14 protein-coding genes are annotated in these 15,502 nt (G+C 62.9%); 8 read left to right on the top strand and 6 right to left on the bottom strand.

The features are described from left to right. Positions 1-73: 73 nt before the first annotated feature. The 7 genes from dgoD (at position 74) to AC04SF_RS08605 (ending at position 7,336) form a co-directional block, all read left to right on the top strand. A complete protein-coding gene (gene dgoD / locus AC04SF_RS08635; RefSeq protein WP_488477435.1) occupies positions 74-1,246 on the top strand; it encodes a galactonate dehydratase in 1,173 nt (390 codons plus the stop codon). 5 nt (positions 1,247-1,251) lie between these two features. Further along, entirely contained in the window at positions 1,252-2,028 is a 777-nt protein-coding gene (locus AC04SF_RS08630) for an SDR family oxidoreductase (protein WP_488477434.1), read from the top strand. A gap of 22 nt (positions 2,029-2,050) precedes the next feature. After that, complete coding sequence (locus AC04SF_RS08625) at positions 2,051-3,034, top strand: substrate-binding domain-containing protein (RefSeq protein ID WP_488477433.1); 984 nt, start codon at positions 2,051-2,053, stop codon at positions 3,032-3,034. Between the two features lie 102 nt (positions 3,035-3,136). Then, entirely contained in the window at positions 3,137-4,660 is a 1,524-nt protein-coding gene (locus tag AC04SF_RS08620) for a sugar ABC transporter ATP-binding protein (protein ID WP_488477432.1), read from the top strand. After that, positions 4,657-5,658: an ABC transporter permease gene (locus tag AC04SF_RS08615; protein WP_095203569.1), complete on the top strand. Its 1,002-nt coding sequence runs from the start codon at positions 4,657-4,659 to the stop codon at positions 5,656-5,658. The genes AC04SF_RS08620 and AC04SF_RS08615 overlap by 4 nt, the downstream gene beginning before the upstream one ends. Positions 5,659-5,660: 2 nt before the next feature. Continuing rightward, positions 5,661-6,455 carry a FadR/GntR family transcriptional regulator gene (locus tag AC04SF_RS08610; RefSeq protein ID WP_488477431.1) on the top strand — a complete coding sequence of 265 codons (795 nt, stop codon included), beginning with the start codon at positions 5,661-5,663 and terminating at the stop codon, positions 6,453-6,455. A gap of 5 nt (positions 6,456-6,460) precedes the next feature. Next, positions 6,461-7,336: an aldose 1-epimerase gene (locus AC04SF_RS08605; protein WP_488477430.1), complete on the top strand. Its 876-nt coding sequence runs from the start codon at positions 6,461-6,463 to the stop codon at positions 7,334-7,336. A 47-nt stretch (positions 7,337-7,383) separates the two neighbouring features. On the opposite strand, the gene AC04SF_RS08600 is transcribed toward AC04SF_RS08605, so the two are convergent. Then, positions 7,384-8,280, bottom strand: a complete 897-nt coding sequence (locus AC04SF_RS08600) for an aminoglycoside phosphotransferase family protein (RefSeq protein WP_488477429.1) — start codon at positions 8,278-8,280, stop codon at positions 7,384-7,386. Positions 8,281-8,556: 276 nt separating this feature from the next. Between AC04SF_RS08600 and AC04SF_RS08595 the strand changes: the two genes are divergently transcribed. Next, on the top strand, positions 8,557-10,041 hold the full coding sequence (locus tag AC04SF_RS08595) for a hypothetical protein (RefSeq protein ID WP_488477428.1): 1,485 nt from the start codon (positions 8,557-8,559) through the stop codon (positions 10,039-10,041). An 86-nt stretch (positions 10,042-10,127) separates the two neighbouring features. Here AC04SF_RS08595 and AC04SF_RS08590 read toward each other — a convergent pair whose 3' ends face one another. The 5 genes from AC04SF_RS08590 to AC04SF_RS08570 all read right to left on the bottom strand — a co-directional run bounded on the left by AC04SF_RS08590 (position 10,128) and on the right by AC04SF_RS08570 (position 15,303). Further along, complete coding sequence (locus AC04SF_RS08590) at positions 10,128-12,137, bottom strand: AI-2E family transporter (RefSeq protein WP_488477427.1); 2,010 nt, start codon at positions 12,135-12,137, stop codon at positions 10,128-10,130. A gap of 180 nt (positions 12,138-12,317) precedes the next feature. Then, on the bottom strand, positions 12,318-13,391 hold the full coding sequence (locus tag AC04SF_RS08585) for a D-alanine--D-alanine ligase family protein (protein ID WP_488477426.1): 1,074 nt from the start codon (positions 13,389-13,391) through the stop codon (positions 12,318-12,320). Between the two features lie 15 nt (positions 13,392-13,406). Beyond that, the gene (locus tag AC04SF_RS08580; protein ID WP_488477425.1) at positions 13,407-14,024 is read right to left on the bottom strand and encodes a cysteine peptidase family C39 domain-containing protein; all 618 of its coding nucleotides are present in this window, start codon (positions 14,022-14,024) and stop codon (positions 13,407-13,409) included. A gap of 117 nt (positions 14,025-14,141) precedes the next feature. Continuing rightward, positions 14,142-14,657 (bottom strand): hypothetical protein, encoded by a 516-nt coding sequence (locus tag AC04SF_RS08575; protein ID WP_488477424.1) that lies wholly within the window; start codon positions 14,655-14,657, stop codon positions 14,142-14,144. A 217-nt stretch (positions 14,658-14,874) separates the two neighbouring features. After that, complete coding sequence (locus AC04SF_RS08570; RefSeq protein WP_488477423.1) at positions 14,875-15,303, bottom strand: VOC family protein; 429 nt, start codon at positions 15,301-15,303, stop codon at positions 14,875-14,877. Between the last annotated feature and the right edge of the window lie 199 nt (positions 15,304-15,502).

The raw sequence follows: 15,502 nt of genomic DNA, 5'->3' as shown, positions 1-15,502 counted from the left end.
TTGACTTGCTCATATGTTTCATAATAAATCATACATAATAATGTTAAAAAAGACGACGCGTCTGGGAGCACCTATGAAAATTACGGCCATCAAGGCGCTCGTCTGCAATGCGGAAATGCGCAACTGGGTTTTCGTTCGGGTCGAAACCGATGAGCCCGGTCTGTTCGGCTGGGGTGAGGCAACGCTGGAATGGAAGACGCGTGCCGTCGTTGGCGCGCTTCAGGATCTTGAGGCACTGCTCATCGGGCAGGATCCGCGCAATGTGGAGCAGTGCTACCAGATCCTGACGCGCCACGGTTTCTGGCGCCTCGGCGTAGAGGGAATGTCGGCCGTCAGCGGCATCGAGATCGCGCTCTGGGACATTCTGGGCAAGTCGCTGGGCGTTCCGGTCTGGCGGCTTCTCGGCGGCAAGGTCCGCGACCATCTGCGCACCTACACCCATCTCGGGCTCGGCGACATGAAGGCGGTCTATGAGAGCGGGTCGGCGGACACGATCGTCGAACGCGGACGCATCGTCACCCAGGCCGGCTACGACGCGGTCAAGGTCGTCTGCATCCCCTACACCCACTATGTCTCGCCGGCGAAAGCGGTCGACTCCGTCGCCAATATGGTTGGCGCGCTGCGCGAGGCCGTTGGTCCCGATATCGACATCATGGTCGACTTTCACGGACGCCCGGCCTCCGTCAACGCGGCGATGGACTATCTCAAGGCGATCGAACCGGCCCGCATCATGTTCGCCGAAGAGCCGGTGCCGCCCGAGGATGTCGCCGGCCTGGCGCATATCACCGCGCGATCGGCGGTCCCCATCGCATCCGGCGAGCGGCTGATCGGGCGCCGCGAGTTCACGCAATCGATCGCGGCGCGCGCGTTCAACATTGCCCAGCCCGATATCTGCCACACTGGCGGTCTGCTCGAGACCAAGAAGATCGCGGCTCTGGCCGAAACCGCCGGCATCGGCCTTGCGCCGCACAACCCGCTCGGCCCGATCGCCGGCGTCGCGGCGCTTCACTTCGGCATATCGACGCCGAACGTCATCATCCAGGAGGAGATGTCGGGTGCGGTCGCCTGGTACGACGACGTCGTCACCTGGCCGATCGATCGCAAACCCGGCCGCTGGGACGTCCCCAATCTGCCGGGCCTTGGCGTCACCGTGAATGAGGATGTCATCGCGCGCCACCCCTTCAAGCAGGAAGTGCTGCATGCCCGCAACGCCGTCATGCCCGACGGCACCGTGGTCGATTGGTGAGCGCCATGACAGGCAGGCTTCAGGGAAAGACCGCAATCGTCACCGGCGCCGGCCAGGGCATCGGCGCCGCCACCGCCCGGGCCTTTGCGCTGCAAGGAGCAAGGACCGTGATTGCCGAGCTCAACGCAACAACCGGCAAGGCGCTCGCCGACGAATTGCGTGCCAAGGGCACTGATGCCCTTTTCGTCGAAACCGATGTCACCGACAAAGCGGCGGTGGCCGACATGGTGGCCAAGACGATCGCGGCCTATGGCGGCGTCGACGTTCTCGTCAACAATGCCGGCGCCAATGTCTTCCACGAACCTTTGCTGATGCCGGACGAGGAATGGGACCGCTGTCTCAGGCTCGACCTTGAGGCCGCGTGGTTCTGCGCCAGGGCGGTGTTGCCGACGATGCTGGCGAAGGGTTCGGGGTCGATCGTCAACATAGCCAGCTGCCACGCCTTCAAGATCATTCCCCACACATTTCCCTATCCGGTCGCCAAGCATGCGCTGGTCGGCCTGACCCGCTCGCTCGCCATCGAATATGCGGCGCGCGGCATCCGCGTGAACGCGATCGCTCCCGGTTACATCGAGACGCCGATCGCGCAAGCCTATTGGAACACCTTTCCAGACCCGGCCGAGGAGAAGCGGCGGGCCTACGACCTTCATCCGCCCAAGCGCATTGGCCGGCCGGACGAAGTTGCAATGACGGCGGTTTTCCTCGCTTCGGACGAAGCGCCGTTCATCAATGCCGAGACGATCACCATCGATGGTGGACGCTCGGTTCTCTACCACGACTGACAACCAAGCAGGGAGGATCCACATGAAAACGACGACAAGGGCTCTGGCAACATTGGCGATACTGGCTGCCGGACTGATGGCTGGCGCGGCAAGCGCCGACGACATCAAGATCGGTTACATCAACAAGATGGGCGAGCATCCATGGTTCGTCGCCGAAGTCGGCGGCGCCAAGAAAGCGGCCGAGGCGGCCGGCGCCACCTTCGTGTCGCAAGACGTCCAGTTCGACTCCAATCTGACGATCACCACCTTCGACACGATGGTCGGCGACGGCGTCAAGGGCATCGCCATCGTCGTTCCCGACAAGGCGCTGGGACCGGTCATCGCCGAGAAGGCCAAGGCGGCGAAAATTCCCCTGGTCGCGGTCGATGACGACATCTACTACCAGGACGGCACCCAGGTCCCCTATGTCGGCATGAATGCCTACAATATCGGTGCGCGGGTGGGCGAAGAACTGGCCAAGCTCTACAAGGCCGGTGGCTGGGCCGGCAAGGAGGTGCGTATCGCCTCGATCGAGGACCGCAAGGCCGACACCTGCATGCAGCGCAACAAGGGGGCCGAGGAAGCGTTCCTGAAGGCGGTGCCCGATTTCAAGCCGGCAAACATCCTTCGCGTCCCCTACGACAACACGATGGTCAACGCCATCGACGTCATGACCACCACATTGACGGCCAATCCCGGCGTGACCAACTGGATCTTCTATTCCTGCAACGATGACGGCGTGCTGGGTGCGTCGCGAGCGCTGGAAAACGCCGGCTATGGCGCGGACCAGGGCATGGGCATCGGCATTGACGGCAGCCGCGCCTGCGAAGCCTTCGGATCAGGCAAGCCTTCGGCATTCCGTGGTACGATGTGGCTCAATTCGGCGAACCATGGCGCGCTGGCGGTGAAGATCCTGCTGGCCTCGATCAAGGACGGAACGAAGCTGCCCGTTCAGTCCTTCACCGACCCGGAATACATCACCGCCGACAATTTTGCATCGGACTACAAGGCCAAGCTCTGCCACTGAGCCGGACCTGCGTCATGCGTCCTCAGGGGCGCATGACGCTTCCAGTTGGCAGGTTCGCTGGCTGCCATGCCACCGAACACGATCGATCCTTGGGAGTGAGCCTTGACGCAATCGGACTTCTTCTCGCTCGACGGCATATCGAAACGCTTCGGCGTCGTGCAGGCGCTCGACAACGTTTCGATCGCCTTCCGGCCAGGCGAGGTTCTCGCTCTGGTCGGCGAGAACGGGGCCGGCAAATCGACGATGATGCGGATTCTCGAGGGTGTGTTCGGACCGGACACCGGCACCGTGCGGTACGGTTCCACGCCGATCGTTTTCGGCGAACCGCGCGACAGCCACCGGGCCGGAATACGCGTCATCCATCAGGAGCCGGAGATCGTTCCGAACCTGACGGTGGCCGAGAACATTTTCGTCGGCGAATTGCCCCGCCTGGCAGGCGTCCTGCTCGACTGGCGCAAGCTGGAGGAGCAGACCAACCGGGTGCTTGCGACCTTCGGCATGCGGCAGGACATGCGGCCACGCCAGCTCTGCGCGACGCTCGGCCCGGCGCAACGCCAGATGATCGAGATCATGCGCGCCATCCGTGCCGGCGGCCGGCTGATCGCCTTCGACGAGCCGACCTCGTCGCTGACCGATGATGAAGCGCGGCGCCTGTTTTCCGTCATCCGCCGGCTGCGCGAGGACGGCACGTCGATCATCTACATCTCGCACCGGCTGAACGAGGTCATCGACCTTGCCGACCGCATTGTCGTGTTGCGCGACGGCAGGCTGGTCGACGATTCGCCGGCGGCCGGCGCCAGCGAGCAGACCATCGCCAAGCTCATGGTCGGCCGCGACATCGCCGATCTGTTCACCCGCGAGAGCTGGCGGTCCGGGGAACAATTGCTGGATGTGGCGGGGTTGACCACCGACCGTGTCAGCGATGTCAGCCTCAGGGTTCGTCGCGGCGAAGTGCTCGGCATTGCCGGCCTCATGGGTGCGGGCCGCTCCGAACTGGCAAAGGCGATTGTCGGCTACGACCGGCGCATCGCCGGCACCATAGCCATGAACGGCGTGCCCGTTCTCCCCAACAGTCCGCATGCGGCGATCGTCGCGGGCATCGGCTTTGCTCCCGAAGACCGCAAGCACGAGGCGTTGCTGCTGTTCCGGAGCATTCTCGACAACGCGGCACTTTGCGTACCCGACAAGACGTCGAGCTTCGGCTTCTTCAACCGGCGCAAGGCGCTGGAGATTGTCTCGCCGCTGGCAGCCAAGATGTCGATCAAGGCACCCAACCTCGACGAGCAGGTTTCGAAACTGTCGGGCGGCAATCAGCAGAAGGTCGTTCTGGCGCGCTGGCTTGCCCGGCAGCCGATGCTGCTCATCCTCGACGAACCGACACGCGGCATCGACATCGGCGCCAAGGCGGAAATCTATCGGCTGATCGATGAACTCGCGGCAAGCGGCATCGGCATCATGCTGATTTCCTCGGAAATGCCGGAACTGATCGGTCTCGCCGACAGGGTTCTTGTCATGGCGGGAGGCCGCATCACGGCAGAACTTGCCCGCCCCGACATCGACGAGGCGACGATCCTCAAACACGCCATGCCGCAATCCGCACCAGCGCCCGGAGACCATATTCAATGAACAGCCTCGAGCTTCGCGCATCGAAAGCGCAGACCGACGCCAGGGGCGTTTCCACGCGGCTTGTGGAGCGCCTTGGCGTTCACAACATCAGCCTTCTGGTGGCGCTCGCCATTCTCGTTGTCATCTTCGGTTCGCTGCGGGGCGATGTGTTCTTCTCCAGCCGAAACCTGCTCAACATCGGTCTCGGCATCACCATTCTCGGCGTGCTGGCGATGAGCCAGACCGTGGTCATCGTCGGCGGCGGTCTCGATATCGCCGTCGGCGCCACTGTCGGTCTGACCACGGTCTCGACGGCAATGGCCATCCAGGCGACCGGGTCGCCGGCGGCCGGCATCGTTGCCGGCCTGGTGCTTGGTGGTCTTGCCGGTCTCGTCAACGGCATCATCATCACCTACGGGCGGGTCAACGCGGTCATTGCCACGCTCGGCACCATGGCGATCTTTCGCGGCATCGCCTTCATCATGTCCGACGGTCAGTCGATCGCCATCTTCAGCGACACGTTCCGGTTCATCGGCATCGGACGCATCCTCGGCCTGCCATTGCTGGTCTGGATTCTGGTGCTGACCGCGATCGCCTTCCACCTCTTCCTCGCGCGTTCGATTGTCGGCCGCAACATCTATGCGCTCGGCGGCAATCCCGTTGTCGCCCGCTTCTCCGGCATCAACATCAACCGCTACCGCGTCGGCATCTACATCATGAGTGGCGTTGCCGCCGGATTGGCCGGGATCCTGCTGGCCGCCCGTACCGGTTCGGGTCAGCCCGTATCCGGATCCCAGGGCCTGGAACTCGAGGCCATCACGGCGGCCGTGCTGGGTGGCTGTGCCTTGCAGGGCGGCAAGGGCACGATTGTCGGCGCGCTGCTCGGCGTCGCCATCATTGGCGTGCTCAACAACGGAATGATACTGACGTCCGTGCCAACCTTCTATCAATTGCTTGCAAAAGGCTCACTGCTGATCCTTGCTGTGGTCATTGCCGAGTACCACTTGAACAGGACATGACGATGGACGCGGCAACCGCTGCAATCGATCAAGGCAAGCAGGACCTTCCTGCCAGGGATGGCGCCACCTCGTCCCTGAAGGACCGCATCGCACGCGATCTCGGACAGCGCATTCTCGCCGGCACCTACGCGCAGCACGCGGTGCTGCCAACGGAGGCTGAACTGTGCGTCATCTACGGCGCCAGCCGCACAGCGCTTCGCGATGCGCTGCTGACGCTTTCGGCCAAGGGACTGATCGAGGCGCGCAAGCGGGCCGGCACGCGTGTGCGCGCGTCGAGCGAATGGAACAGGCTCGATGCGCAGGTTCTCGAATGGATGCGCGATATCGAGCCTGATCTCGATTTCGTCCGCGGCTTGATCGAGGCGCGGCTGGTCATCGAGCCGGCTGCCGCCCAGCTTGCGGCCAGGATGGCGACCTCGGGCGACCTCGCGGTGATCGAAGCCGCCTATGAGGCCATGCGTATTGCGCCGGAGGACGACCTCGCGGCCTGTCTCGATGCCGATGTCCGCTTTCATACCGCTATCCTGCGCGCCAGCCGCAACCCGGTTTTCGCCAATCTGGGCAACATGCTGGCAGCCGCGCTCAGCTTCTCTTTCCGACTGACCACATCGGCCACCGCCAACTATCAGCAGACGCTCAGCGCCCATGGCGATGTGCTGGAAGCAATCCGCATGCGCAGGGTCGACGACGCTCACGACCAGATGAAAGCGCTGATCGGCATAGCCTCGAACGACCTTCTCGCTGTCGCGCGCAAGGGCCGCCACCAACAGCCGGTCCCCGCTGCCGATCCCATCTGAGTTTGATGGCCCGGACCATTGGAATTCGAAATGGCGACCTGTCCGCCGAAATCGTTCCGTCGCTCGGCGCCGGTCTGGCGAGGTTCGACCATGGCCGCACGCCGCTGTTCAGGCCATGGCCTGACGGCGGCAGCACGAACCCATTCGATCTCGCCTGCAACCTGCTTGTGCCATGGTCAAATCGCATCTCCGGCGGCGGCTTCACCTTCGACAACACATTCCACGAATTGTCCCCCAACCTTGCCGCCGAGCCCTTTCCCATTCACGGCAATGGATTTTCAAGCGCATGGGACGTCGACTCCTTGATGCCGGACAAAGCCACGCTGTCGCTCGTCAGCGACGGCCCCGGTCCATATCGCTATCGCGCCGAGGTGGCTTACGCCCTGACCGAACAGGCGCTCGATCTGCAGCTTCAGGTCTGCAACAGGGCGCCGGTCAGGTTGCCGTTCGGGCTTGGCATCCATCCGTGGTTGCCAAGAACGGCCCGGACAACGCTTCACGCCCCGGCGTCACAGGTTTGCCTCGAACTGCCCAGCCATCTCCCCGACAGGTTCGAGGATGTCGCAACCTGTCCCGATTGGGATTTCGCCACACCGGCCGCCTTGCCCAGCGGTTGGATCAACAATGCATTTGCCGGCTGGGCCGGCGTCGCTTCCCTATGTTGGCCAGAGCAAAATCGCGGCCTCAGGATCGAAGCATCCCCGGCCCTGAGCTTCTATCTCATCTATTCGCCATCGCAGGCGAGCGATTTCGTCTGTTTCGAGCCGGTCAGCCATACCGTGGATGCCCACAACCGCGGTTCGCTCGACAAATGGAACGGATTGTCGGTGCTTGGCCCCGGCGAGAGCCTGGTGGCCGGTTGCAGCTTCGCGGTCATGTAGAGCGCCCAGCATGGCCGCGGCGTGCCCGGCGCGCCGACAACCAGGACTCAGATGTCACGATCCTCGAGAATGCGAGAGAGCGTGCCGCGCCCCAGCGCACTCATGGCGGGGTTGGTGCGACGGTAATACCAGACGAGACCCATGGCCTGCTGGAATGCCCAGGCGGCACCGCGCTTCCACAAGAGGTCATCGACTTGAAGGCCGCTCCGAAAGGTCGCCCTTCGCTCGCGGTCGAGAAGATGCCACGCGACCACCAGATCCAGCGACGGATCGGCTGGTCCGAAACTGCCGCCATCAAGCACTCCGACAAGACGCTCGCCCTGCACGAGAAGGTTTGGCGGGATAAGGTCCTTATGACTCATCACGACAGGCCCGGCGGAGGGCAACTCCCGGAACCGGCCCCACAGATCGCGCAGCCGAGCCACATCAAGAAGGCCCTCGCTGTTTTCAAGGCAAACAGCCATCCAATCGTCATGATCGGGGAGATGTCCACCACGTCCTTGCCCGTCGAAGCGTCGACCCCGTATGTCGGCCTGGCGCAACGATGCCACGAGGTGTGCAAGGTCAAGCGCGAACGTCGTCGATCCACTTAGCCCGTGTGGCGTGGCAACCTCGCCTTCGATCCACGTCTGCAATGCCCATGGCATTGGATATCGAGGACCGGGCTCGCCGAGCCCAATCGGTTGCGGCGTCGGATAAAAGCAATGTCCTCCGATCTCGACCATGGCAGCGGCCTCCGACCGAAGCATATCGGTACATTCGGCCGGCTTCATCGCCCGCAGCGGGAACCGCGCGGCGCTCTTAGAGCCAATGCGGAAGATGGCGTTGACGGTTCCCGACGATCCAACTGAGGTGATGTCCTCATGACGATACTGGGGAAACTGATCGCGGATCATCTGGCGGGCGATATCGATATCGATATTCACCTGATCGTCATGCATCATGAGCTCTCGTCCTGCCGAACTCGACATCAAGGGCAAAAGCGCCGAACTTCAGCAGCTGACGTCAAGGTTGAACCAGGTGTCGACAAGATCCCAATCGCCCTTCTATCATCGCCAGCAGGTCACTCGGGGAAACAGGCGACAAGAACGCCGCCGATATTGTACAAAGAGCCTATGGCATATTGTCTTGGAGGCGCAACACCATGCCCACAAGATATGTTCGAGTTTATTTAACTTAACAGCTGTGTGAATCCCGTAACCTGAAGGGGGCGACAGACCATGCCGAACGAGCAAACGACAATTGACCCAAGCGCAGCCGAAACGCAACACGGCCCGAGTGTATCGGTGCAAGTCAACCCCGAGGATTCCGTGCCTTTCCGGCCGGAACCGGTGTTCATCTCGCTCGGCCTTAAACGGGATGTCTTTGTGGGATTCTCAGGCGGCAATGCGGCACCGAGCCCCGATCCAATGGGAATCCCGCCGGTCGACTTGAAGACCGATGCGGGACTGCTGAAGGCCTTCCTGCTGCTCGGCTTCGAACCGGGTCCGGACACAACCCCATTCGGGTTCTCGATGCCAGCGATCTTCCGCGCCTCGGCCGCGTTCAGGGAAACCGTCGACCTGCCCGGCCTCAATGTTCCCATGCCTCCGGCTGTCATTGGTCAACAACCTCCGATCATCAAGCCGGGCATGATTCAGAATTACATGGGTCTCCAGGCCAATTTCTTCCAAATGTCGCTGGCGCCGCTCCAGGCGAAGCTAAGGGAGGCGCGTGTTCCGTTCACGTTTGGTGGCATACCCGCACCGGAGGACCTTCGGCCACAGCTCTTCCTGGTCGAGCAATATCAGCTTGCGAGCTTCCGCGGAGACCTGGCGCGGGATGATCTGGTCGACTCCATCAGCCTGTCTCCCGGCGGATCGATGACTTACAAGGTGATCATCAAGAAGAGAACATCGACGAGCAACGAGCTGACCTCCACCGTCCTGGACAGTCAGGACCGGGAGGCGAAGGACAATTTCAACAAGCAACTCAAGGACACCGCCGACAAAAGATCTGGCACGAACAACTATGATTATGGATTCGAAGGGAGTTTCCACGGGGAAGCGTCGGTCGAAATCGGCGGAGGCAGCGCGGACGCCCGGGTTCAAGCGCGCGGATCGACCAATGAGGTCCGGCAGGATTTTGCAGAATCGACCACATCCGCCATCGACTCCCAAGTGTCCGAGACGAACCGTTCCCGCAAGCAGAGCATAGAAACCGGACGGGAGGACACCCAGACCGACGAGCAAACCGAAAGCGTGAGGGAAAAGACGGCGCATAACCCGACCGCGCAGCCTGTGAATGTCGGAATTTTCCTGCTCAAGGAAGAGTTCGTTTCCGTTCTCAGCCTGGTCGACGTCGAGATTGCCTATCGCAATGGCGATGCGAACCAGGACCGTCAGGTGCCGTTGCGCAAGCTTGCCGAACTGCTGGATGCCGTAATCGAGCGCCCCGAGGATCGCACGGAGATTGCCGCGACAATCAACGCGCTCCTTCAAGGGATCGCCGACTACCAGGATGAAATTCGCAGCATCGTCAAGCCAGACCCGAGCAGTCCGTTTGGCTTCAGCCGCGATGCGCAACTGAGATCGGAATATCGGCTTCTGAAGTCGGACGGGACCTTGCGGCGGACGTTTTCGGTCAAAGGCATCCCCATACGCGGCTGCGAAAGGTCGTTGCGTCGGCCGAATGTAACGGTTGAGTTGCCGATAACCGGAATATGATCCGCTGGCGCCGACGACCGGGATGCGGCGCCAAGCTCGTCATGAGCGCTTTTACCGGCGACCAGGTCAGTGATTGGCTTTTGCGCCTAGCTCGCCGCCGCGGCCAGCGTCTTCCTTGGAGCGGCGCGTGGCCGGCGCCGCTTGGCGACTAGCTTCAATGCCACCGGCGGCTCGGTCGACAGCGCGCCCGTGACGGCGTCGACCATGCCGTGGGCGACGAAATCGGCGTTGATGTCCTGCGCCAGTTTGGCCGCCGCTTCCTTGTCGTCGTTGCCGGTCTCCGACCAGAACACGATGCCCACCCGAAGTGCTGCCTTCGCCCGCTTCAGCCGGCGAACCAGGAAGCGGGCGTGCTTGACGGAATCGCGGTTGAGGAAGCCGACCACCACCGTGTCGATGGTTTCGAGCTCGAGGCGGCGGATGCTGGCGGGTTCCATGTCGGCAAAGCCCGCCGTCGACGCGGTCGCACCCTGGACTTCGAGCACCTGCGCCAGCATCGCCGCGGCGGCATCGTCGAGTTCCCCTCGCCCGCCGGCGCAAAGCACCGACATACCGGTGCCGTCGGGCAGGTCGGCCACATCCTCGCCGGCGGCATCGCCGGGCTCGCCCGCCTCCCCGGAGATGTGCGGGCTTTCGTCCTCACCCGCTTCCTCCTTCGCATCGTCTTCGAGATTGGCCACCAGCGCGAGCGTGCTGGCCGCCACTTGCCGTCTCTGCTGGTCGCCCATGACGCCGCGCATACGGTCCCGCTCGCCCAGGAGAAGAGCCGGAATGGCAACCTTGTCGTAGAACTCGACCAGATATTTCTCCTCGAGCATCTCCTCGGCATGGTCGGTGGCTTCGTCCGGATCGCCAGCCAACAGCCGCTGGTAGAGGCGCGCATGCGGTTCGAGCACCGGCTCGTTGCCGAACAGCACGTCGAGGAACTCGAACTGCGGCACGTGCCTGCCCAGCACCACCAAGCAGACGGTGAGCGGCGTCGACAGCACCAGTCCGAGCGGCCCCCACAGCCAGGTCCAGAAGATCGCCGCGACGATGATCGCCAGCGGCGACAGCCCGGTCCGCGACCCGTAGAGCCAGGGTTCGACGACATTGCCGGTGACCAGCTCCATCACCACGAACAGGGCGGCCGTCCACGCGACGAGCTCCCAGCCGGGCGCCACGGCCAGCGCCAGGAACAACGGCAGCAGCGCGCCTATGACGGGGCCGATATAGGGAACGAAACGCAGCGCCAGCGCCAGCAGTCCCCACAGCAGGGCATTGGGAATGCCGAGGATCCACAGCCCGATCGCGATCGGTATGGCGTAAACGATGTTGACGACCATTTGCATCAAGAGATAGCGGCCGACCCTTTTTCCCGCATCGCGAAGCGCCTCGGTGGTGCGGTGAAGGTCGCCATAGCCGACAAGCCGGATGAAGCGGTCGCGCAGATCCTCGCGCTCGAGCAGCATGAAGATGACGACGACGATGATCAGCCCCGCCGATCCGAGCGGACTGATCAGCGGGCCGACGATGTTCTGCAGGACTTCGAGCGGCCTTTCACGTGCAACGATCTCGACCGGTACCGGCTCGCGCGGCGGCTTGTCCGGCGTAGCGGCCGGGAGCGTGGCGTCCTGCTTGTCGATCTCCTGGCCGACACGCTCGACCACGTTGCTCAACCGGGCGATGATCCCGCCCCCGACGCCGGTTTCCTTGAGCGAGCGGATCTTGGCCAGGATATTGGTCTGATAGACTGGAATGTTCTGCGCCAGCTCGCTGACCTGCGTGGCGACGATGAAGCTGAACAGGGCCAGTGCCGCGAAAGCGCCGAGCACGCTGGCGATGACGGCGGCGATCCGGGGAATGCCGATCCGTTTGAGCGCCGCAACCAAGGGCGCCAGCGCGAAGGTCAAAAGCAGCGCGATGGCGATCGGCAGGAAAACCTCACGCCCGAAATACAGCGCCGCCACCGTCGTGACGGTGGTCGCCACATTGGGCAACGAGGTTCGCGGGTGGGGCGCGGCGGCCGCAAGAATGTCATCCAGCCCATGCGCTGGAGACGCCGTCCCGTTTCGACGATTGGCCACTCGTTGATGTCTCCCCCTGCCGACGGCCATGGTCCGATATATTGAGCCGGCGTGCAACCTTCGCCGGCATTCCGCTGGCTACCCTTCAATTCCGGGCGGGTCAGTATGTTCCCTGCGGCCCGAGGCAATGGAGAGAAAGACTTTGGCCGGCCGTCGGAATTCACCTTTCACGGCCGGCGGCAGGCTTGGCGTGACGCTGCGCAGGGTGGCTCAGCGCGCCGCATATCTCGCCAGCGCGTGCTCGATCAGCACGTCGATCACCGTGCTGTAGCCGATGCCGGCCGCCGCCAGCGCCTTGGCGTACATGGAGATGTCGGTGAAGCCGGGCAGCGTGTTGACCTCGTTGACCAGCAGCGAACCGTCGGCGCGCAGGAAGAAGTCGACGCGCGCCATGGCCTCGCAGCCGAGCGCCCGGAAAGCCCGCGCCGCCATCTCCTTGGCCTTGTCGGCGACATCGGCCGGGACATCGGCGGGCACCTTGACCAGCGCGCCGTCAGCGTCGAGATATTTGGCCTCGTAGGTGTAGAAACCATGCTTGCCGGCGGGAATGATCTCGCCCGGCAGCGACACCGTCAGCGAACCGTCGGCCCGCTCCAGCACCGAACACTCGATCTCGCGGCCGTCGACGAACTCTTCGATCAGCGCCTTGCTGTCATAGCTCAAAGCCGTTTCGACGGCCTGCTCGAAGCCGTCCCTGTCATGCACCTTGCTCACCCCGAAGGACGAACCCTGGCGCGCCGGCTTGGCGAAGAAAGGCAGCCCAAGCGCCCCGGCAATCTCCTGGAACGAACCGACATCGCCTCTCAGCACGGTGACCGAGCGGGCGACGCCCAGCCCCGCCTCGCGCAGCAGCCGCTTGGCGACGTCCTTGTCCATGGCGGCGGCGGAAGCCAGGATGCCACAGCCGACATAGGCGACGTCGGCAACCTCGGCATAGCCCTGCACCGAACCGTCCTCGCCGAACGGCCCGTGCAGCACGGGAAAGACGACATCGACAGGGTCAAGCTGCGCGCCGCCCTGCGACACCGCTACCAGCCGGCCCTTGCCGCCGGGCAGCAGGGCGACTTCCACGCCATCTTCCGACACCGCAGCCCCTGCCTCGTCGGCGCCAGCCTCGGATGAAGGCTGCAGCAGCCATCTGCCGTCCCTGGAAATGGCGACCGGCACCACCTCGTAGCGCCTCCGGTCGATCGCCTTCAGCACATTGGCCGCCGACAGGCGCGACACGTCATGCTCGGCCGAGCGCCCGCCATAGAGGATGGCGACCCTTGTCTTTCCAGTCATTGAAACCCCTCGAAATCAAATGGTGACGGCAATGCCGCGATTGGCAAAGAAACGATCGAAATCGGCTGGCGACAACACTGCGTTGGCCTGTGTGGCGCTGGTATGGCCGGATGGGTTGTGAAAGCGGAAACCCTCGTCCGAAGCCGCCGTCACCAGCACCAGATGGCCGCCCTTCGACGGCGGCTCGCGCTCGGGCCAGCGGATCGCACTGCTGACCGAAGCGATGAAGAAGCGCAACCACCGCAGGATCGCCGGAATGTCGGCAGTCGCGACATTGGTCATCACCTGCGCCCCCAGGCCGAATTCCGTCTTCACGAAGGTGACGAAGGGCGCGTAGATCAGCCCCTTGATCGAGCCTTCATTGACGACATAGCCGCCATATCCAGTGCAGCGTCTGGCCAGTTCGATCGGCGGCACGATCTCGCCGCGCGTCGCCAGGATCATCTTCAGGCATGCCATGCCACAGATGTTGGCGGCCCAGACCGCATATTCGTCGAGGCTCTCCGCGCCCGACCCTTGCCACAGAGGATCGCGCCTGAGTGCTGCCTCGGCGCCATCGGCAAGCACGGCCAGCGTCATGTCTGGCGTTTCCCACTGGCTGAAAAAAGGCACGGTTTCAGGCAACGGGTTCATGGAGTTTCTCGGGCTGCTTTCATCAATCTCGTATTCTCGTATACGAGAATACGAGATTGATGAAAAGTCGCTTATGGTCTGTTTCGAAATCCGCTCCGGTGAGTGACGCGCCACCGCCTACTCGGCCTTCGTCCAGCCGAAGACCAGCCAGGCGTATTTCGATTTCTCGTCAGGCTCGGCGGTGTAGGTCATCTGGATATCGCCGTCCTTGGCGTAGATGTCGAGCCTGGGCGCCGTATCGAGCTTGAGCCACAGCGAGCTTTTGCTGAAGGACCAGGTTCCGCACCAGACGCAGGCCCCCGAAGTCGGGTCGCCCGGCTGATGGAAATTGTAACGGCCGTCCGCCGAGATCTCGAGATAGTCGAACGCGCCGTAGAACGCGGTCACCGTCTGCTGGAATTCGGCGGCGGCCGCTTCCTGTTCGGGCGTCGGCGCATCCTTCATATCGCGCGGTGGCCGGATGGCTGAGCCACTGAGCGTCCATTTGCCAACAAAGTCCTTCTCGGTCGGAAGATATTCCTCCTGAGCCCGCGCCGATGAAATATAAGAAACTGATAATATGCTTGTCGGCAAGATGGCTCCGCTCATAAGTAAAAGCGTGGCAGAACAGATTGCCTTGGTCGAATTTTGCATGAAATATATTTCTCCACGATGGGGAAAGGATGCCTCTGTCCGACAATAATTTGCCGCGTACCTTGCTTGGACGCCGGTTACCGCCGTCTTTGCACGGTTAGCATTGAGGCCAGCAATCTGGCAACGACAGGGGCGCCATCAATCCCGCACGCCGTTGGGTCAGGGCGCGCGGAAAACGCCGCCGGATGGCGAGCGCGGCTGAATTCCATGAAAGTCCCTAGAAGGTGATCTTCACCGAAGCAGTACTGCGCGTGTGTGCGCCGTGATGGACGGCCTCGATGTTGTTGCCGTCGGGGTCGAGCAGGAAGGCGGCGTAATAGCCGGGATGATAGGGCCGCTCGCCCGGCGCGCCATTGTCCGTGCCGCCGGCCGCCAGCCCGGCCTTGTAGAAGGCATCGACCATCGCATGGTCCTTCGCCTGGAAGGCCAGATGGTGACGGCCGGTAAGCTTTCCCAGGGCTGCCCGGCTATCGGCGCTGGAGATGAACAGCTCGTCGGACCAAAAATAATCCTCGCCGGTCCCACCGATCGGCACGCCGAGCACCTGGAAGACCGCCTCGTAAAAACGCCGGCTGGCGACGAGATCCCTCACCACCAGCTGGATGTGGTCGATGAGCCGGCCGCGATGCAGTTCCTGGGTTTCCATGAAAATTCCTCCTCGCAACGGCCCGAATGTAAATTCGCACAGTGCGTCGTCAATGCAGGCACGCGCAGCCTACTGACAGGCGGCCCTTCCGGTGCCGTCGGCGAAATCCCGTCGGGGGACCATCCTTCGGTCCATGTTGCAAAGGAAAAGCCCGCCGAAGAGGGGAAACCGGCGGGCTCTGGAGAGCCTGAATCAAAAA

Source organism: Mesorhizobium sp. CNPSo 4671 (assembly GCF_057784245.1).
The sequence above is the reverse complement of the archived record's forward strand: the minus strand, read 5'-3'. Positions and strand labels throughout refer to the sequence as shown.